This window comes from Microcystis sp. M015S2 (genome assembly GCF_020245945.1).
Lineage (GTDB): Bacteria > Cyanobacteriota > Cyanobacteriia > Cyanobacteriales > Microcystaceae > Microcystis.
Window position 1 is genome coordinate 67,383 of record NZ_JADBTX010000031.1, and the last position, 19,096, is coordinate 86,478.

Consider the following 19,096-nt stretch of genomic DNA (forward strand, 5'->3'; position numbering starts at 1 on the left):
CTAGATATAATTCTTTACTCAACAACTCTTGACTTTTGAATCCACTTATGACCGTGACTCCCCAAGCTCCTCCGAAAACTCGCCGCGTGGTTTTTCCCTTCACCGCTATTGTCGGCCAGGAAGAAATGAAATTATCCCTAATGCTCAACGTCATCGACCCCAAAATTGGCGGGGTGATGATTATGGGGGATCGAGGTACGGGAAAATCGACTACAATTAGGGCTTTAGCTGACCTTTTACCAGAAATTGACGTAGTTGCTAACGATCCCTTTAATTCTGACCCCAATGATCCCGATTTAATGAGCGATGAGGTGCGGCAAAAGGTGGACGAGGCCATCCCCTTGACCATTGCCAAGAAAAAAGTCACTATGGTAGATTTGCCCCTCGGTGCGACGGAGGATCGGGTCTGTGGCACGATTGACATCGAAAAAGCCCTGTCAGAAGGGGTAAAAGCTTTTGAACCTGGTTTGCTGGCCAAAGCTAACCGCGGCATTCTCTATGTGGATGAAGTCAATTTACTTGACGATCACCTCGTCGATGTGCTATTGGATTCGGCCGCTAGTGGTTGGAATACGGTGGAACGGGAAGGAATTTCCATCCGTCACCCGGCCCGGTTTGTTTTGGTGGGATCGGGCAACCCAGAAGAGGGAGAATTGCGCCCACAACTGCTCGATCGCTTCGGAATGCACGCCGAGATTCACACCGTCAAAGAACCGCCTCTACGGGTCAAAATCGTGGAACAGCGTGCGGAATTTGATGGCAATCCCCTCTCGTTTTTAGAGAAATATAACTTAGAACAGGAAGAACTGCAAAGAAAGCTAGTGGAGGCCCAGAATCTTTTGCCTTCTGTGGAGCTTGATTATGATCTGCGGGTGAAAATTTCCGAGGTTTGTTCCGAGTTGGACGTGGATGGATTGCGCGGCGATATTGTTACCAATCGCGCCGCTAAAGCTCTGGCCGCTTTAGAAGGACGGACAACTGTGACGGTAGATGATATCCGTCGGGTAATTGTTCTCTGTTTACGTCACCGTTTGCGGAAAGATCCGCTAGAATCGATCGATTCTGGTTATAAAGTCTTGAAAGCTTTTAATCGCGTCTTTGGATTAGAGGAAAATCCCTAAATCTAATTCACCCTCTCCCCGAAGAGAGGGTTTTTGACTGGATTTAGAGATGAAGGCCAAAAAGGGCTAGATGTGGCCAAATAAGCTAGAATTTTATCGACTGCTGTTATTCTCTGGGGGAATGTCCATGTGGGTTGAAAGTATAAAACTCGAAAACATTAAATGCTTCCAGAATCAAGAGATTAAATTTATTAGTAATCCCAATAATCAACGTCATTGGCGTGCTAAACCTTATCATTGGATCACTTTATTAGGAGAAAATGGAGTAGGAAAAAGCACGATTTTACAGGCTTTAGCTTTGCTGCTCGCAGGACCGGAAGCAGCCAAAGAATTATTACCACGTCCGACCGGTTGGATATGTAATCCCAAGACACCGGGTAAATTAACCGCAGTGCTTCATCAAGAAGATGGGGATGCGGGAAAATTTGGTACGGATAAAACTCGAAAAACTTTTGCTTATTCCTATTTTGTTACAGGCAAGGAAAGGTTAGAGTTAGGAGGCAGTAAGGACAAACAAACCTATACAGAACCAGCATTAATCGAAGAAAATAGCAAAATTTTAAGTTGGTTGCGAGCCAATGCTTTTGCCTCCGATAATCATGGTTGGTTTGCCGTCGGTTATGGAGCTTTCCGTCGTTTGACACGAGTGAGTCAAGTGATCATTCCTAGTCTTGAACCTCCGCAACGCTCTAGCAACTTTTTCAGCCAATTTAATGAGGATACATCTTTAAGTTCTTTTGAGAGATGGATGGTGTATTTAGATTATCGAATAGCCAAAAATCCTGAAGATAGTAAATCCAAACAAATGAAAAAAATCGGCGAAGAAGCAATTACTAAACTGTTACCCGGTAATGTAGAAATTGCTGAAGTAACTGCCGATGCCTTGATTCAGTTTCTAGTTAACGGTCAAAAAGTTCCAACCATTAGTTTATCCGATGGTTTTCGGAGTATGATTGCTTTAGCCGGGGATTTAATTTGGCGATTATTACAATCCTTCCCCAATCTAGATAACCCCACAGAGGCTTCTGGAGTCGTCTTAATCGATGAGTTAGATATTCATTTACATCCTTCTTGGCAAAGGGAAATTGCTGGATGGTTACAGGAAGTTTTTCCCCAGCTTCAATTCTTTGTCGCTACTCATAGTCCTTTAATCGCTGCCGGTGCAGGGCCAAATTCTTTAACCCTACGAATCGATCTGGTAGCGGGTGAATTAGAGATTGTAGAAATTCCTTATTTAGAATTAGCGGCTAATGTTGATCGTACTTTAACAAGTTCTGCTTTTGGTCTGAAATCAACCTATCCCACTGATACAGAAAATAAAATTAAGCGTTACCACCAACTAAATCGTAAAAATAAAAATCTGGCAGCAGCAGAAAAGCAAGAATATGAACAACTGTCATTATTTGTTCGAGAAGTTAAACCCTTTAGCGAAATCAGTCAACCTAATAGTTTAGAATCCCGAATTGATGCCTTACTAGAGGAGCGTTTATCTTGATTCCTGTCACCAGAATATCAGAGCCACCCGTATTAGCTAAAAATGCCGCTCGTTGGCTAGAGGCTTTAGAATCAATAAAATCAAACAACAAGGCAACTAAAGCTCAAATTAACCAAGCACAAAATAAATACCGTCATCCGCAAGTTAAAGAAGCATTAGTTCAAATGTTTAATGGGAAATGCGCTTACTGTGAAAGTAAGATTACAGTGGTAACTTACGGAGCGATCAAACATTTTTATCCAAAAAGCCAGTATCCTGATCTGACTTTTACTTGGGAGAATTTACTGCTTTCTTGTGATAAATGTAATGATGCCAATCACAAAGGCACAAATTTTCCTCTCGATGATATCACGGGAAATCCTCTGTTAATAGACCCCACGGATGGAGTAACCGATCCGAATACACATATTGAATTTGTTTGGGATGAAATGGCAAAATTGGCCAGTGTTTATGGTCGGGATCGGCGTGGTCAAATTGTTGAAGATTTGTTCGATCTCAATGGTATGCGTGGACGAAAAGAATTAATTAACTATCGTAGTCAATATATTAAAAGATTGTTAGCATTATTACGTTTAGCAAAACAAGGAGACTCGGAGGCTTTATCTTTACTGCAAGAAGCTTGTCAATCGGGAGCGGAATATTATGCTTTTGCTAGTATTTATATACTGCCTCATTTGCCTCCCTAAAATCAGGGGTAATTATTATCTACAGTCTGAAAAACAAAATTTCTTGCTTATTATTCTCACCCTACTTGATATTTATGTCTCGTCCTGTTGTTTATTTTGCCGTTACTAATCATGGTTTTGGCCATGCCGTCCGCAGTGCTTCGGTAGTAGCTAATATTATTGAACTTAATCCCGAAATTTTGCCGATATTAGTCACCACTGCCCCGCGCTGGTTATTAGATTCCTATATATCCGGAGAATATATTCAAAGACCCCGGGGGTTTGATGTGGGGGTAATCCAATCGGATAGTTTAACGATGGATAAATTAGCTACCAAAGAAAAACTAGAACAAATAATTGCTCAATCTAGGGCAATTATTGCCAGTGAAGTTAATTTTATTAAAACTAATCGTGTAGGTTTAGTTGTGGCCGATTTACCGCCTTTAGCGGCACTAATTGCCAAAAGTGCGGGGCTTCCTTGTTGGATGATTGGTAACTTTGGCTGGGATTTTATCTATCGTGATTGGGGTGAAGAATTTGCCAGTATTAGTGATTGGATTAGTGGTTGTTATAATCAATGTGATCGCTTGTTTAAACTGCCTTTAGCGGAAGAAATGACAGCATTTCCTCACGTTACAGAAGCAAATTTAACTGGGGGTACACCCCGCTACAGTGAAGAACAATTACGACAGGAATTTAAGCTAAATGCCCCTAAAGAAAAAACTATTTTATTGAGTTTTGGTGGGTTAGGATTAGAAGCAATTCCCTATGATAACCTCGCCAGTTTTCCCGATTGGCAATTTATCACTTTTGAAAAAAACGCCCCCGAATTGCCCAATTTAATCCGCCTACAGGATAAACCAGATCGGAGCTATCGTCCTGTGGATTTTATGCCCCTGTGCGATCGAATTATTTCCAAACCAGGATATAGTACCTTTGCCGAGGCTTTAAAATTAGAGGTTCCGATTGTTTCCCTGATGCGAGAAGGTTTCGCCGAATCAGCGATTTTATTGGCTGGGATCCAAGATTATAGTTATCATCAAATTATTAGCAGTGAAGAATTTTTTCAAGGTAATTGGGACTTTTTACGGCAAGCTCCCCAACCGCCCAGATTAAAGGTTAAACTGGCTAAAGATGGTGCAGAATCGATAGCGAGAGCTATCGTAGAATACTTTGAGAGGCAACAATAATGATTAACTTAGCCAATTTAACTTCTGATTATTAGCGGTGAATTGAGTTATCGGTCAGCCGTCCCTAGTTTATTTAACAAAGTCCTAGAAATCAGCCAAATTACCGCCCTATTTTTTGACACCTACATTCAGGATAATCAGGGCAGTATCAGCCTCGAAATCGTCAAAAACACCGATAAACATCCTGGGAAAGTTGACGGCCAACCTGAACCTAGAACTAGGGAGACAGAAACAAGATCGGGCAGCAAGCCGATACTTGTTACAATAGTTTACAAATCACCCTGCCCCGTCACCGAACTATGTCCGAACAGATGATCTCCCCGGAGACGCAAACCCCAGAAGCGATTACCGTTGAAGTGCAGCCGGTCCATATTCCCGAAGAGCATCGGGAAGATATCGGCCCCATGGATGACAACGTAGCCGAAAGTTGGCGCTACAATCCCCAAGTTATTAACGACTATTACCGTCGGCGACCTCTAGACGTTTTGGGGAGATTAATCGAAATTGCCCTGCCGGTTTTATCTTTTGTCATCGGTATCTGGTGGGATAAACTGCGGGGAAAATCGCCAAAAAATGAAATTAGACGGGCCGTACAATTGCGGGAAATGTTGACCAAATTGGGACCCACCTATATTAAAATCGGTCAAGCTCTCTCTACCCGGCCCGATTTAGTACCACCTTTATATTTAGAAGAATTAACCACTCTCCAGGATCAAATTCCCTCTTTTCCTAACGAAATTGCCTATCGTTTTATCGAAGAAGAATTAGGTTATTGTCCCGAAGAAATTTATGCAGAATTATCCCCCAATCCCATAGCGGCCGCTTCCCTAGGACAAGTTTACAAAGGTAAATTAAAAACCGGAGAGAGAGTCGCCGTTAAAGTACAGCGTCCCGATTTGATTCGCTGTATAACTTTAGATGTGTATATCATGCGTAGTTTGGCGACTTGGGTGAAAGGTAATATTAAAAGACTTCGCTCCGATTTAGTGGCAATTACCGACGAATTAGCCAGTCGCATTTTTGAAGAAATTAATTATCTTCACGAAGGACAAAACGCCGAAAAATTCGCTCAACTTTATGGTCACATTGCCGAAATTTACATCCCCAAAATCTACTGGAAATATACTGGGCGACGGGTTTTAACCATGGAGTGGGTGGACGGCACCAAATTAACTAATATCAAAGAAATTCAAGCCCAGGGTATTGATGCCACCCACTTAGTTAATGTGGGGGTGCAGTGTTCTTTGCGTCAATTACTTGAACACGGATTTTTCCATGCGGATCCCCATCCGGGTAATTTATTAGCGACTCCCGACGGTAAATTAGCTTATCTTGATTTCGGCATGATGAGCAATATTGAACCCTATCAACGCTACGGTTTAATCGAAGCGGTGGTGCATTTAGTCAACCGAGATTTTGAGTCTTTGGCCAAGGATTACGTTAAGTTAGACTTCCTGTCACCAACTACCAATTTAGAGCCAATTGTTCCCGCTTTTTCGGAAGTTTTCGGTAATGCTTTAGGGGCGAGTGTGGCAGAATTAAACTTTAAAAGTATCACCGATAAAATGTCGGCGATGATGTATGAGTTTCCCTTTCGAGTTCCTGCCTATTATGCCCTGATTATTCGCTCGATGGTGACTTTAGAGGGAATAGCAATTGGCATCGATCCTAATTTTAAGGTACTGAGTAAAGCCTATCCTTACATTGCTAAACGTCTGCTCACCGATCCTTCCACGGAGTTGCGAGATTCCCTGCGGGATTTATTGTTTAAAGACGGTACTTTTCGCTGGAATCGTTTAGAAAATCTCTTGCGTAATGCTAAAGATTCTAATGATTTTAACTTCGAGAAAGTCACCGAACAAGCGTTAGATTTTCTCCTTTCAGATAGGGGTATATTTATCCGCGAAAAATTAGTGAATGAGTTAGTCAATGCTCTCGATAACTTCGGTCGTCGAACTTGGTTTAATCTCACGGTTAATTTCCGGGAACAGGTGGGTTTAGCGGTGCAAGAAACTCCCCCAGAATTGTTGGGTGATGCTAAGACTTTCGAGCATCTTCGCAACATCTTTAGTATTTTACAGGAAACGAAAGGATTCGATGCCATGGCTATGGTGCCAGTGATGACTAAACTAATCGCTAAACCGGAAACCCAACAGATGGGACAAAAAATTGCTGAAGGTTTACTACAAAAATCCCTAGCGCGTTTAATTCGTTACTTAGTTCTCGAATTCGATACACCAAATCATCGGCAAAATGGAGAATTACCGAAAGCTTTACCCGCTGCCGATTAACCTCTGTTCGGGTGAGTTCCACCGACGGCTCAAAATCTGAGCATTTCCGATAATAAAGGCCGTGGAATAAATTTCACGGCTCAGAGAAAAACGTTAAACCATTTTTAAAGTTTTTTTATCCTATCCGGTTAACGGGGTTTAAAGGTAACTTGTAAACCGTCCCGGGGGTGAGGAGTGGGGATAGAGGTGAGGGTGAGATCTTGATTGGGGAGTAATTGCCAATCGTACTTTTGTACTAAACGGACGGCTAAAATTTTCATCTCTAAACGAGCGAATTCTTTGCCTATACATTCGCGTAATCCCGCACCAAAAGGGATATATCCGTAGGGTTTTTCCTCGGCTAAAAAGCGATCGGGATCGAAGGTTTCAGGACGAGAATAAATATTATTATCTTTATGGGTATTGGTGATTTGATACTGCACTACCCATCCTTTCGGCAAATGATAACCGTTAAATTGACAGTCTTCTACTACCCGACGGAATCCTCCTCCCACGGGTGGAGTAAAACGTAAAACTTCTTTTAAAACGCGATCTAAATAGGTCATCTGTTTAAGGGTATCGACGCTTAAAGGACTGGATAGATCAAAATTAGTTATTTCCTCCAAGACAAGCTGAAAAATATCGGGATGCAGTGCCATTTGTAGGCAGAAAGTGGCGATAGCAGAGGTTAAAGTTTCATGACCGGCAAAGAGTAATAATAGCACTTGATCCTTTAATTCCGCTAGGGATAAACTTTGACCGTTTTCGTCTTTAGCTTGTAAAAGGATAGCCAGAGCATCCTGGCCTAAGTCATCATTTTTTTGTCTTTCTAAAATGATAGTTTCTATGGCTTCTAGTAATTCTTCTCGACAGCGTAATGCTTTGCCAAAAGCTGTCCAGGGAAGGGGAATGGGAAGGGTAAATAGTCCCGCACACCAAGTATCAAAAGCTTCTCCTAATTTGGTAGCAGAACCATGATCAAGACCGACAAATAATTTACAGGCGATATCGAGGGTATAGTTTCTTAATTCAGGATACCATGACAGGGTTTTTGCGGTTTGCCAACGCTCTAAATAGCGAGCGGTAATTGTTTCTACTGTAGGGATATAACTTGCCAGGGACCGGGGTTGAAAAGCTTGATAGATTAAGCGACGACGGGAAGCGTGGACATCTCCTGTATGCACCGCTAAAGATGCGCTGCCGAGGAGAGTTTTGGTACTTTTAGGCCAAGTTGCCGCAAAGTATTTATTCTCATTGCTGAGGAGAAACCGGTTAGCTTCGGCACCGGATAAAATAATCGTGGGACTGCCAAAAATATGAGTACGGAAAAGTTGACCATATTTATTATGACGTTTGTTGGCAAAATCCCCATCGGTCAAAAAAGCGATTGTTTCTCCTAATAGGGGTAATCCGAAACTGCCGGGGGGTAAGGGTAAATCGTTGCTTATAGTCATCGCTGCCTCTAGGGTAAAACTAATCAGTTGCCGTCGATTAACCCTGTTTATTTTAACCTAAAGCGGCGGAGAATTGATCGCGTAATCTAGCCTAGCAATTAGCGATCGCACTCAGCAACGGTAAGTACCTAAGCAAAGTTAATTACACATCTCACCAGTCAGTCAACAGCGAGAATTGCCGCCAATTGACATTTTTTAAGATCACCGCCATAATTAGCCTTTGCTAATAGTAATTCGCGGCAAACGATGCTTAAACCCGCAGAGAATTTCCCAGGATATTGTACCTAAATCCCGCGCCCAATCGTCGGCGGTGATGCACTGTGGGCCATCTTTACCGATAAGGGTGACGATTTCCCCTGTTTTTACCTCTGGAATCTCGCTCACGTCAATCATTAACTGATCCATGGTTATCGCGCCGATTTGGGGTACTAAACGTCCTCTCAGGGATACTTTTAAACGATTGGAGAGATTGCGGGGAATTCCATCAGCGTAACCGATACCGACCACAGCAATACGAGTATCTTTTGCCGCTATGTACTGATGACCATAACTCACTCCGGAGCCGGCGGCAATGGTTTTGACTTGGGCAATGCGTGCTTTTACTTGTAGGACGGGTTGCAAAGGGACTTTATCGGTGAGATGATCGGCAGGATAAAGACCGTAGAGAGCTAATCCGACTCTAACTCGATCGTAGTGCAGAGATCGATCGCTTAGGGTAGCGGCAGAGTTGGCTAAATGCAGACAGGGAGGATGATAACCTTTTGAGCTTAACTCGGCGATCGCTTGTTGGAATCTTTGCCGTTGTAACTGCATGATTTCGGGGTTGGGATCGTCAGCCGTGGCAAAATGCGAGTATATACTGGCAATTTTCAGGTTAGGAGCCTCTAAAACCTGTTCGACGAATTTGGTGCCGTTGTGCCATTGTGTACCTAAGCGAGACATCCCCGTATCTAGTTTGATATGAACCGGCAGCCGCTGCTCTAAGCGTCTCATAACGGCGGCAAAAATTTGCACCTGTTCGATTTGCACCAGGGTGGGTTGCAATTGCCAATGGGCTAAGACTGCCACTTCTTCCGGGGTATTGACTGCCCCTAAAATCATAATTGGGGCAACAATTCCCGCTTCGCGTAGTTCGATACCTTCCCCAATAGTCGCGATGGCTAAAGATTGCGCCCCAGCTTCTAAAACGCTGTTAGCCACCTTAACTGCCCCGTGTCCGTAAGCATCAGCTTTAATTACCGCCATTAATTCCGTTTTTGGGGCTAATAAGGCCTTGACTTTTCGCACGTTTTGTTGTAAGGCCGAGCGATCAATCTCTACCCAAGCACGATAGCGAATTACTTCCGACAATTGATAATCATGACGGTTTTTGGGCGGATTGATGATTTTTGGTTCTATGCTAAACGTCACTCGCTCACTCCTTTGCACACATAACCCAATTTATACCAAAAGAAAACCGAGAGGGCTAGGAAAGAAGCCTGAAACTCTCTGGATTTCCCCCTTTTTCCCTGTGGAATCTGGGCTTTAAGATGAATGGGATGTTAGGAAGTTCCCGAAAAAATGGGCAGTTAGGGTTTTTCCGTAGAGAATGAACAGTAACTGGTAATCAGTGACAAGAAACTATCTAAGTTTTCACCTAACACTATCTCAGTGGTTGGACAAAAGTAAAGTTAACTATGGGGTAAGAAATGCCAAAAAGCCTAGACTTAAGATAAAATTATATCCAACCGGATGCAGTATAGGAGTTTACCAAATGTCTAACGAGACTGTTACTTATTCCCTAGAAGCTATTCTGACAAGGATTGAGGGGAAGGTCGACAAAATCGATGAACGGTTAACCAAAGTGGAAATAGGAGTAGCCACTTTAACCGAAAAGGTTGAAAGCATCGACAATCGGCTAAGATCGGTAGAGGGAACCCAAAAAAATCAGGTTTGGACATTGATTATCCTTTTGGGAAGTGCTATTTTTACGGCCGGTTGGAAAGTATTTTTTTCCAGTAATATCTGATCTCTCTAATCCTCAACAAGACTACAGTTAACCGAACCCAAAAAGATTAACCGCTCCTGAAAGGAAAATTTTTTAAGCCTAGACTTAGGATAAAATTATATCCAACCAGATGCAGTATAGGAGTTTACCCAATGTCTAACGAAACTGTTACTTATTCCCTAGAAGCTGTCCTCACAAGGATTGAGGGAAAGATCGATAAGATTGATGAGCGCTTGACCAAAGTAGAAATAGGATTAACCGATCTCAAAGGCGATATTAAAGTGTTAGACGAGAAAATCGAAGGCATCGACAATCGGCTAAAATCAGTGGAAGGAACCCAAAAAAATCAGGTCTGGACATTGATTATCCTTTTGGGAAGTGCAATTATTACGGCCGCTTGGAAAGTATTTTTTTCCAGTAATATCTGATCTTTCTAATTCTCAACAAGACTACAGTTAACCGCTCCTGAAAGAAAATTTTCTTAAAGCCTAGACTTAAGATAAAATTATCCCCAACCAGATGCCGTATAGGAGTTTACCAAATGTCTAACGAAACTGTTACTTATTCCCTCGATGTCGTCCTCAAAGAAATTAAAGACAGTATCAAGGAAGTTAGTCAAAAATTCGATAAGATTGATGAACGGTTTGATCGATTAGATAATCGCTTAACAAAACTTGAGATAGGACAAGCAGATATCAAAGGCGATATTAAAGTGTTAGACGAGAAAATCGAAGGCATCGACAATCGGCTAAAATCAGTGGAAGGAACCCAAAAAAATCAGGTCTGGACATTGATTATCCTTTTAGGGAGTGCCATTATTACGGCCGCTTGGAAAGTATTTTTTTCAAGTAATATCTGAGTTCTCTAATTCTCAACAAAACTACAGTTAACCGCTCCTGAAAGAAAATTTTCTTAAAGCCTAGACTTAAGATAAAATTATATCCAACCAGATGCAGTATAGGAGTTTACTAAATGTCTAACGAAACTGTTACTTATTCCCTAGAAGCTGTCCTCACAAGGATTGAGGGGAAGATTGACTCGCTTGAGAAGCGTGTTAACGAAAGATTTGACAAGGTAGAAGATCGGTTAACCAAACTAGAAATAGGATTAACCGATCTCAAAGGGGATATTAAAGTGTTAGACGAGAAAATCGAAGGCATCGACAATCGGCTAATATCGGTAGAGGGAACCCAAAAAAATCAGGTCTGGACATTGATTATCCTTTTGGGAAGTGCCATTATTACGGCCGCTTGGAAAGTATTTTTTTCAAGTAATATCTGAGTTCTCTAATCCTCAACAAGACTACAGTTAAACCAACACAAAAAGATAAAACCTTGTTTCTGGTTGACCAGATTTTCTAATTGCTTACTTGCCAATACAAAAACGGCTAAAAATGCGATCAAGTACCGATTCAGTTACTTCTTCGCCGGTAATTTCTCCTAAAGCTTGAATGGCAGTACGCAGATCGATCGACCAAAAATCAAAAGGCAAATCTTGGTCAATTGTTTTTTTGACCTGTTGCAAAGCAATTTTCGCCCTAGTTAAAGCGGCCGCCTGTCGTTGATTAATGGCTAAATCCAAATTAGCCGCCTGTATTTCTTGATTTTGGACAGCATTAATAATAGTTTTTTCTAAGTCTTCAATACCCTGATTTTGGGCGGCGGATAGCTTGACAACTCGCTCAATTTCTGCTGGATAAATTACCGTTTCGGGATGAGCTAAATCAATTTTATTAATCACTAAAATTAATCGGCGATCGCTGACAGAGCGATAAATTTCCTCGTCCTCCTCGGTCCATCCTGACTCTGCGGAGACGGTTAAGAGAACTAAATCAGCAGACTGGGCCGTTTGACGGGAACGTTCCACCCCAATTTGTTCGACTCGATCGCTGGCCGAGCGAATTCCTGCCGTATCGAGGACTTGTACGGGTATTCCCGCCACAACTAGCTGAGATTCGACGATATCGCGGGTAGTGCCGGGTAAATCGGTGACAATCGCTCGATCGCTCCGACTCCAAGCATTTAACAAACTGGATTTACCCACATTCGGCCGCCCCACGATCGCCACTTTCAGACCACTACGCAGCAATTCCCCGCGCTCGGCGGTGGCTAAAATTAAATTTACTTGACAAAAAACCTGTTCTATGCTATGGAGAACCGCCTCGTGATCCAAGGGCGGTAAATCCTCTTCAAAGTCAATACGGGCCTCAATTTCAGCCAAAATATCGAGACAGGTGGCACGCAAATGCCGGATCGGTTGCGCGAGTTTTCCCTGCAACCCAGCGAGGGCAAATTGTGCCGCTTGGGGAGAACGCGCCCCCACGAGATCGACGACGCTTTCGGCTTGAGTTAGGTCAATTCTGCCGTTAAGAAAGGCACGCAGGCTAAATTCCCCCGCTTGGGCCAAACGCGCCCCATTTTCTAGACATAACTGTAACACCTGTTGTACGGGCATAATGCCGCCATGACAGTGAAATTCCACCACATCCTCGCGGGTGAAAGAGCGGGGAGCCAACATGAGCAACAGCAAAGCTTCATCGATAATTGCTTGACTTTGGGGATGCCGGATATAACCGTAGAGAAGACGATGACTTTCCCATTTTTGACGGTTGGGGGTATGGAAAAGCCGACGAGCGATCGCCACTGCCTGACTACCGGATAAACGGACAATACCGATACTACCCTGTTCCGGAACGATCGCCGTAGCGATGGCGGCGATCGTATCCCCTGTATTTAACATCTCTTAATCACTCCTTGCTAAAATTGAAGTTGGTATCAATTTTGTCAGCATTTATCCCGAAAATATGCGCTCACGGTCATTAAAAGCGAAAAATAAAGGGAATGGCCTAATTAATCGTCTGACGCGCTCCTGTCGCTACTGGTGGGTTCGCTTGGTGCGATTGCAGGGACATCCTAGGCAAATTGCCAGGGGTTTTGCCTTGGGAGTTTTTTCGGGATTTTTCCCGTGGATGGGCCTTCAAATCATCGTCGCTATCTTTTTAGCCACCCTATTTCGTGCCAACAAAATCGCAGCTGCTGCAGGTACTTATATCAGCAATCCCTTGACCGATCTGCCAATTTTCCTGTTTAATTATAAATTAGGAGAGTTTATTCTTGGTCAAAGCGGGCGATCGAATCTGGGCGACATTTTTCAAACTAATCAAAGCTTCACCGAAAAGTTAGCTAGTTCTGGTGGCCAATTTCTTTTGACCCTGTTTTTTGGTTGTTTACTATCAGCGACGGTATTTGCTACGATAACCTATTTTGTTAGCTATCGCCTAGTTCATCAACGGCATCACCGGCGACAAACAGGGAGAAAACGCTGATAAATTGTCACCGTTCAGGGGGAGGGACGAAATCTGGTAATCTAAGAGGCATGGATGAGAAGCACCAACGGTTGATACCAGGAATTGGCGCAGTGGAGGTAGCCCTGTTAATTCATGACCGAAGCGATTTGCGCCTCTAGGAAAGGCAGTTCTTCTCCTTCTCTGCTGCCCCAGGAGAGTCCTTCCACAGAGTCAATGTCACTGGCGGCTTGACATCCCCCCCCTGAACGGTTACAATGAAACTATACGCCTTATGTAAGTTAGAAGCTGGAATGGTGTAAACTCCTTCGATAGATTATCTCTCTAGTGGGAGTGTTGGACTCAAACACGTGCTGCCTATTAGGTTGTTTTAGCTCACGTCAAGCGTACTACTTTATTATCTTTCTTACACGAAATTTTAAAGGTTTGAGCCTTCGGTAAATCTTTCAAGGTAGCCTAGTTATCTTATGTCAAAAATAGCTTGAGCGATTTTTTCAGAGGATTTTTCTAGTATAAAGTAATATCCTCTGAATGTTTATCATGTTACAAATTAAGTGGTTTTTACTCATTTCAGTACAATGGCAAAAAATCAAGCCGAATCTATGTCTGATCAGAATCATCAGCAGCCAGATATGGGTGCGAAGAAAACAACGCAGGCTAGGATAGAACATCAGGATAATAATCAAATAAAAACGGGAATTGATCCTAAAATTGATTCGGAAAAAACGTTTAAATATTCGGAGCCAACAGGAAGATTGGGGGAGATAATCCTGCGCTTAATGCCGGTGGGTCTTTTGCTCGGAGGATTGAGTTATTGGGCGATAGTTGGCAAGATTCCGACTCCTGTTCAAGGACGAGCGGTCATTTTGATTCCTCGTTCTATTGTTAATATCGAACCCCGTCAAGGTGGGCGGGTGTTAACCCTCCTGATTCAACCGGGAGATTCTGTCAAAAAAGGTCAATTACTGGCAACTTTAGAGTTTCCTGAATTAGAAACAGAATTAAAAGATAAAAAGGATAGACTAGCAGATCTCAAGCAGCAGGATAAAAGAGTTGACTCTATTGAAGTGAGTCGTCGCCAATTGAATGCAGCCTCAATAGATCGCCAGCAAAAGGCGAATCAGCTTCAGATTAAAGCACTTCAAGTTCAATTATCCAGTAATCAAAAACAGCGAGAAGCCTATCTCTCCCATGCTCGATATCTTAAAAATTTCCAGAACTCAACGGATGAAAGACTAGCCGCCTACGATAAACTTATCGAAGAGGGGGCTGTCGCCAAGCTAGATTTTCCCTCCTATTTATTTCAGTTCAATAATCTAGAGGCTTCTAATAGTATCAATCGCGTCCAAATAGAACTCGATCGCCTGAAGGGGGTTGATGAAAGCCTGCGAGCGCAGATGAACGCATTGACGGCACAGAATAATATACTAAACACAGAAAAACGGCAAATAGACCTGCAAGATACAGCCAGTGATATTCTTCGTTACAATGCGATCGCTGACCAGCAACGAGAGATTAATACGTTAAGAACCACTATTCAAGCCAACAAAAATGTAGTGAGTCTGTACAACGGCCAGATTTTAGACTTATCTGTTAATCCGGGGGAAGTTCTGGCTCCGGGGGGGCGCATAGGTACGTTAGAAGTCTCCAATCTAAAGGCCAAGACCAACGTGGTGGCATTGTTTAAGAGTGGTGATGCCAAACGATTAGAACCGGGCAAGGAAGTAGAAGTCGTTCCCGATCTCCATGATCGCGAACGCTATGGGGGTATCGTCGCTAAGGTCGTTTCCGTCGATCAGCAGCCGGTAACTGTGGCAGAACTGGCAAATATAGTCGGAAGTCATGAACTCGCCAGCAAGCTGTTTCTGGGTAGAGATGAAGACGATCGCGATAAGCCTATACCCGTCAATGCAAGTGTTATCAAAGCCACTTTAGCCCTGAAGGTTGATCGCAATACACCGAGTGGTTTTTACTGGACTCAAGCCAAGGGAGCGCCCCAAACAATTACCAACGGGACTACCGCAGATGTCCATGCCGTGGTAGAAGAGCGTTCTTTGGTGAGTTATATAACCCCTGCTTTTCGCTGGATTACAGGGGTGTACGACCGTTAACCACAAAATGCGATTGCTCATAAATAGCTGAAAGAAACAACGACTGGAATAAACGGTTAAACCTAATATGGAAAATCCGAAAAGACGTTCTCAATGGTGGACTTGGTGGTTTAAGTGGTGGATTATCGCCGCAGCGTTTGTCTTAGTAATCCTGATCCATAGTGAGCCTCCTCAGCTTTGGTTTTGGTTGGTGACGTTTTTGGCACTAATTTTATATGGGATTGAGCGAGCGATTAATGGGTAACAATGAGTAGTCGAAAAAGGATATAGAGATACCTTGGACAGTAAAAACGGGCTAATGATCAGACAGGGATTGAAATTTTCCCTGGGTGCTGCTCTCTTAACGAGTTTCTTTTGGCACCGAGGAAATGTATTAGACAACTTTGTCTATCCCGTCTTTGGGTATGTCTCTGTACTGATTGAGCCATCGATGGGAGGTGCGATTGCGGCAGGTTTGGGGCGTTTGGGGGGAAGTGCTTTGGGGGGAATCATTGCCGCTATCCTGGTGAACGCCTACGGAATCCAAGGCTCAAGTTTTTTTGTCATTCCCTCTCTCACCTACATTTTAGCCGCCCTGATCTGTGAAACTTACCGATGGCAAGCCGCTTATTCCCAAGCCACACTACTGGGCGCTTTAATTGCCATGAGAGTGGTAGGAACATCAGCACAACAAGATATCTGGCTCTATTTGCGATCGCGCCTGATCGATAACTGGATCGGAATCGCTGTGGGAATTGCTGTGGCCTTACTATTTTGGCCCCAGAATACTCGATCCGATCTCAACCGGAACTTGATGGGAATCCTTCAAGATATACCGCGCTTGTTCCAAAAAATCCTCGATCGCTACCTAAAAACTGAGGTCGAGGAGCGGGATTATTCTCTTTCTATTGAGCAGAACGAGCTTAACTTACTCAATCAGATTAAAAAATCAACACAAACTAGCCTTTCAACACTCACAAAAGCAACCCATGAATTCGGTAGTGAGATATTGGTGGCAGAAAATTGGAGTGAAATCTTGGCAATTCAGAACCAATTGACTCGACAATTAGCTGATCTGATGGCTTTTAAGGGCGAAAAGCATGAACAAAATTTAGTGGGTCAGTTCAGGGCGGAATTTCACCAATTGGCGACTCATCTTACCGACAGCTTTGATAGCTTGAGGGATCTGAGTAACGGCAAAAAAATCTTAGCTACCCCTTACCTGACAGAATTAGAAGAAGATTTAGCGAATATTGGGGGTAAACTTGATCATCTCCGAACAAGTGGAGAGATTGACCGGTATGATGTTCAAGAATCACTACAGTTTTATCAATTTATTCAACTTGTATCTCGATTTATCCAACAATGCGAGGGATTAGGAGGCAGGATAATCGATAAAACCAAAGTAACTGCAACTTTCAGGCGAAGACACCTGATTACCTTTCCCAAATGGGCCCCTATATCCCTAAAACGCCTGAGAGAAATTGTCAGTCTTGGCCTGGTTATTGGTTTGTTACTGGCTATTATTCGTCACATCGAGTTTCCCTATCCTTCTGCTTACGAAAAAGTGGCAGATATTGTGATCATAGGTGCAGTGGTCACTGTCATTCAACCGACAAGGGGGCGAGCGATCGCGATCGGTTGGGCGGCCACTGTCTCGTTGAGTTTGACGATTCTCTGTATTTACCTGTTGGTCAAGTCCTTTGGTTATAATCCTTTTAGTAGCAGTCTGGCTTATTTTTTCGCCTACTTCAGTTGTGCTTGGCTGGGGTTTACGCCGATCGCTCGCATCGGTGCGATTGTAGCAGCCGATGCCATCGGGAAGGATATTTTTCCTTTTTTCGAGCAAGGAATTTGGGCCGCACTAATTTCAGTTCCCGTAGGTGCGTTTCTGGGGGTATTGCTGACCACTGTATTTATGACAAAATCGGCTACAAACCAGCTGGAAACAGATTTTTCTGTGACTTTTAAGAAAATGGGACAGCTATATCAAAAACTGCTGTCAGGCTATTTTCAGGATACGATACCACCGTCAGATATCCCCCAACTGAAGCAGGCCATCACAGTGGCGATCACTCAACATCCAGCCTCGGTTAAGATTGCCAGTCTCGAACAAATTTCCACAGTTTTAGCAACTAAAAACAAAAATTTTTGGAATTTCTCCATCGGCTACGAACAAAAACTCTGGGCTCAACTGGATGCTTTACAAGATGGGCTACAGCAACCGCTTCCTGAACCGATACGACAAAAGTTTTTACCTGAATTACAAGCGATCGCACAACGAACCGCGATCGCTTTTGATGAAATTGCTGAGGCGATCGCTGCCCGGGTAATTCTCAACCCACCAAAGTTAGGATTGCTCATCGAAGAAATTGAATCTCTTGAGAAGCAATTACTGAGCTTGCGGGTTGAGAGTCGAAGTTATCCCTTAAATGAGCTAATCGCCTTTAGCTCGGCTTTTATGACGATGAAAGCCATTGCCAGCAACTTAAATCAAATGAGTCAAGACTTACCTGCCTACACCCAATAGGTAATAGGCAAATATTATCAGCCTGAAGGATTTCTGCTCTTAGGGCTGTATATTCAGTAGAGTGTAAGGTGCGTTAGGCGGCTATCAATTTAGTCAAAAAACTAAAATTAATAATTCGCCGTAACGCACCCTACAAGATCGGCGATCGCACTATTATCTAAGCTTTAGCGAAACCCAACCCCACCAATGTAGTTAGGAATGTTGGGTTTCGCCATTTATCTGTAACGATAATTACAATAAGGAGGGTGGGTAAAATTCTGCCCACCCGACCATTCTACTAAATCAATACGGGGTTTTTGGCAATTTCAATAGCCCCTAGAAAAATTGATACTTTGCAGACTATCTCATTGTCTCCAGTTGGATCTTCCTTAAGAAACTTTCTCAAAACTCTGATGTTACGCTCTCGATCTACTTTTATGGGGAAATCGGCTTGTTTTGCGTTTTGAATTGCAGTTTTAACTCTCGGATCGTCATTAAGTATTTGGATAGGATGCACTATTTGATCGAGAGAACTGTAGGGATAGTCATTAGTGATTTGTCTTTCTTGGTCAAAACCCAGTAGTTCAATATACTCAATAAATTGAATTCCACTATCAATTAATGATTTGTCCTCAAACGATAATTCTACGGTATAGGAGATTTGGAGAAAAACACGTACTTCGCCTGTGGCTGGATCGGTAGCATCACCGGTCTTAATTATTTTAGGTGAATTGTTGTCTTTAATTATTTTAGGCATTGCTTAAACATCCCTAGTGCTTCAGAAAATCTTGATAAAATTGGATTCGCTTACAGGAGTTATAGATTAATCGCACCTTTGTCAGGGCATGAATAACTCCTGTTATAGATCTACTGACAGGGGGACAAGCGAGCTAGAAAACTTGCCAACAAAGGCTTCTAGCTTCTCTCGCTAGAAATAGATTTAGCAATTCTAGGCAAAAAGCTAACGAAAGAATTAGGGATAGGAGCGAGCTTACTAGGAATTATTATTAA

At 43.0% G+C, this 19,096-nt stretch carries 17 protein-coding genes; 13 read left to right on the forward strand and 4 right to left on the reverse strand.

Annotated features, from left to right (window positions below; all coding sequences use genetic code 11):
• Positions 1–47: 47 nt before the first annotated feature.
• From bchI to IM473_RS07105, 5 genes are all read left to right on the forward strand, one after another.
• On the forward strand, positions 48–1,121 hold the full coding sequence (gene bchI / locus IM473_RS07085) for a magnesium chelatase ATPase subunit I (protein WP_046662240.1): 1,074 nt from the start codon (positions 48–50) through the stop codon (positions 1,119–1,121).
• Between the two features lie 127 nt (positions 1,122–1,248).
• Positions 1,249–2,616: an AAA family ATPase gene (locus IM473_RS07090; protein ID WP_287658934.1), complete on the forward strand. Its 1,368-nt coding sequence runs from the start codon at positions 1,249–1,251 to the stop codon at positions 2,614–2,616.
• On the forward strand, positions 2,613–3,302 hold the full coding sequence (locus IM473_RS07095) for a retron system putative HNH endonuclease (protein ID WP_287658936.1): 690 nt from the start codon (positions 2,613–2,615) through the stop codon (positions 3,300–3,302). The genes IM473_RS07090 and IM473_RS07095 overlap by 4 nt, the downstream gene beginning before the upstream one ends.
• Positions 3,303–3,376: 74 nt before the next feature.
• Positions 3,377–4,471 (forward strand): glycosyltransferase family protein, encoded by a 1,095-nt coding sequence (locus tag IM473_RS07100; RefSeq protein ID WP_287658938.1) that lies wholly within the window; start codon positions 3,377–3,379, stop codon positions 4,469–4,471.
• Positions 4,472–4,770: 299 nt separating this feature from the next.
• Positions 4,771–6,762, forward strand: coding sequence for an ABC1 kinase family protein (locus IM473_RS07105; protein WP_287658939.1), 1,992 nt, complete (start codon positions 4,771–4,773; stop codon positions 6,760–6,762).
• Positions 6,763–6,890: 128 nt separating this feature from the next.
• Here IM473_RS07105 and IM473_RS07110 read toward each other — a convergent pair whose 3' ends face one another.
• Together IM473_RS07110 and alr are read right to left on the reverse strand one after the other, a co-directional pair.
• The gene (locus tag IM473_RS07110) at positions 6,891–8,195 is read right to left on the reverse strand and encodes a cytochrome P450 (protein WP_287658941.1); all 1,305 of its coding nucleotides are present in this window, start codon (positions 8,193–8,195) and stop codon (positions 6,891–6,893) included.
• Positions 8,196–8,408: 213 nt separating this feature from the next.
• Entirely contained in the window at positions 8,409–9,605 is a 1,197-nt protein-coding gene (gene alr, locus IM473_RS07115) for an alanine racemase (protein WP_287658942.1), read from the reverse strand.
• Positions 9,606–9,948: 343 nt separating this feature from the next.
• On the opposite strand from alr, the gene IM473_RS07120 reads away from it, so the two are divergent.
• The 4 genes from IM473_RS07120 to IM473_RS07135 all read left to right on the forward strand — a co-directional run bounded on the left by IM473_RS07120 (position 9,949) and on the right by IM473_RS07135 (position 11,463).
• The gene (locus IM473_RS07120; RefSeq protein WP_287658943.1) at positions 9,949–10,203 is read left to right on the forward strand and encodes a hemolysin XhlA family protein; all 255 of its coding nucleotides are present in this window, start codon (positions 9,949–9,951) and stop codon (positions 10,201–10,203) included.
• Between the two features lie 131 nt (positions 10,204–10,334).
• The gene (locus tag IM473_RS07125) at positions 10,335–10,610 is read left to right on the forward strand and encodes a polyhydroxyalkanoate biosynthesis repressor PhaR (RefSeq protein WP_190381121.1); all 276 of its coding nucleotides are present in this window, start codon (positions 10,335–10,337) and stop codon (positions 10,608–10,610) included.
• Positions 10,611–10,723: 113 nt separating this feature from the next.
• Positions 10,724–11,041 (forward strand): DUF4164 family protein, encoded by a 318-nt coding sequence (locus IM473_RS07130; protein ID WP_079209767.1) that lies wholly within the window; start codon positions 10,724–10,726, stop codon positions 11,039–11,041.
• A 113-nt stretch (positions 11,042–11,154) separates the two neighbouring features.
• Complete coding sequence (locus IM473_RS07135; protein ID WP_287658944.1) at positions 11,155–11,463, forward strand: DUF4164 family protein; 309 nt, start codon at positions 11,155–11,157, stop codon at positions 11,461–11,463.
• Positions 11,464–11,547: 84 nt separating this feature from the next.
• Here the strand turns inward: IM473_RS07135 and mnmE are convergent, their stop codons facing one another.
• Positions 11,548–12,921, reverse strand: a complete 1,374-nt coding sequence (gene mnmE, locus IM473_RS07140; RefSeq protein WP_287658945.1) for a tRNA uridine-5-carboxymethylaminomethyl(34) synthesis GTPase MnmE — start codon at positions 12,919–12,921, stop codon at positions 11,548–11,550.
• A gap of 64 nt (positions 12,922–12,985) precedes the next feature.
• Between mnmE and IM473_RS07145 the strand changes: the two genes are divergently transcribed.
• The 4 genes from IM473_RS07145 to IM473_RS07160 all read left to right on the forward strand — a co-directional run bounded on the left by IM473_RS07145 (position 12,986) and on the right by IM473_RS07160 (position 18,106).
• The gene (locus tag IM473_RS07145) at positions 12,986–13,507 is read left to right on the forward strand and encodes a DUF2062 domain-containing protein (protein WP_287658946.1); all 522 of its coding nucleotides are present in this window, start codon (positions 12,986–12,988) and stop codon (positions 13,505–13,507) included.
• 557 nt (positions 13,508–14,064) lie between these two features.
• Positions 14,065–15,597, forward strand: a complete 1,533-nt coding sequence (locus IM473_RS07150; RefSeq protein ID WP_353738149.1) for an NHLP bacteriocin system secretion protein — start codon at positions 14,065–14,067, stop codon at positions 15,595–15,597.
• 67 nt (positions 15,598–15,664) lie between these two features.
• On the forward strand, positions 15,665–15,841 hold the full coding sequence (locus IM473_RS07155; protein ID WP_002735384.1) for a hypothetical protein: 177 nt from the start codon (positions 15,665–15,667) through the stop codon (positions 15,839–15,841).
• 54 nt (positions 15,842–15,895) lie between these two features.
• Positions 15,896–18,106 carry an aromatic acid exporter family protein gene (locus IM473_RS07160; RefSeq protein ID WP_353738152.1) on the forward strand — a complete coding sequence of 737 codons (2,211 nt, stop codon included), beginning with the start codon at positions 15,896–15,898 and terminating at the stop codon, positions 18,104–18,106.
• 277 nt (positions 18,107–18,383) lie between these two features.
• On the opposite strand, the gene IM473_RS07165 is transcribed toward IM473_RS07160, so the two are convergent.
• Positions 18,384–18,842, reverse strand: a complete 459-nt coding sequence (locus IM473_RS07165) for a hypothetical protein (protein ID WP_287658952.1) — start codon at positions 18,840–18,842, stop codon at positions 18,384–18,386.
• Between the last annotated feature and the right edge of the window lie 254 nt (positions 18,843–19,096).

Bases quoted from the DNA above. Each gene is read 5' to 3' on its own strand.
- bchI (WP_046662240.1), top strand. From the start codon at position 48: ATGACCGTGACTCCCCAAGCTCCTCCGAAAACTCGCCGCGTGGTTTTT.
- IM473_RS07090 (WP_287658934.1), top strand. From the start codon at position 1,249: ATGTGGGTTGAAAGTATAAAACTCGAAAACATTAAATGCTTCCAGAAT.
- IM473_RS07100 (WP_287658938.1), top strand. From the start codon at position 3,377: ATGTCTCGTCCTGTTGTTTATTTTGCCGTTACTAATCATGGTTTTGGC.
- IM473_RS07105 (WP_287658939.1), top strand. From the start codon at position 4,771: ATGTCCGAACAGATGATCTCCCCGGAGACGCAAACCCCAGAAGCGATT.
- IM473_RS07110 (WP_287658941.1), bottom strand. From the start codon at position 8,195: ATGACTATAAGCAACGATTTACCCTTACCCCCCGGCAGTTTCGGATTA.
- IM473_RS07120 (WP_287658943.1), top strand. From the start codon at position 9,949: ATGTCTAACGAGACTGTTACTTATTCCCTAGAAGCTATTCTGACAAGG.
- IM473_RS07125 (WP_190381121.1), top strand. From the start codon at position 10,335: ATGTCTAACGAAACTGTTACTTATTCCCTAGAAGCTGTCCTCACAAGG.
- IM473_RS07130 (WP_079209767.1), top strand. From the start codon at position 10,724: ATGTCTAACGAAACTGTTACTTATTCCCTCGATGTCGTCCTCAAAGAA.
- IM473_RS07135 (WP_287658944.1), top strand. From the start codon at position 11,155: ATGTCTAACGAAACTGTTACTTATTCCCTAGAAGCTGTCCTCACAAGG.
- mnmE (WP_287658945.1), bottom strand. From the start codon at position 12,921: ATGTTAAATACAGGGGATACGATCGCCGCCATCGCTACGGCGATCGTT.
- IM473_RS07145 (WP_287658946.1), top strand. From the start codon at position 12,986: ATGCGCTCACGGTCATTAAAAGCGAAAAATAAAGGGAATGGCCTAATT.
- IM473_RS07150 (WP_353738149.1), top strand. From the start codon at position 14,065: ATGGCAAAAAATCAAGCCGAATCTATGTCTGATCAGAATCATCAGCAG.
- IM473_RS07155 (WP_002735384.1), top strand. From the start codon at position 15,665: ATGGAAAATCCGAAAAGACGTTCTCAATGGTGGACTTGGTGGTTTAAG.
- IM473_RS07160 (WP_353738152.1), top strand. From the start codon at position 15,896: ATGATCAGACAGGGATTGAAATTTTCCCTGGGTGCTGCTCTCTTAACG.
- IM473_RS07165 (WP_287658952.1), bottom strand. From the start codon at position 18,842: ATGCCTAAAATAATTAAAGACAACAATTCACCTAAAATAATTAAGACC.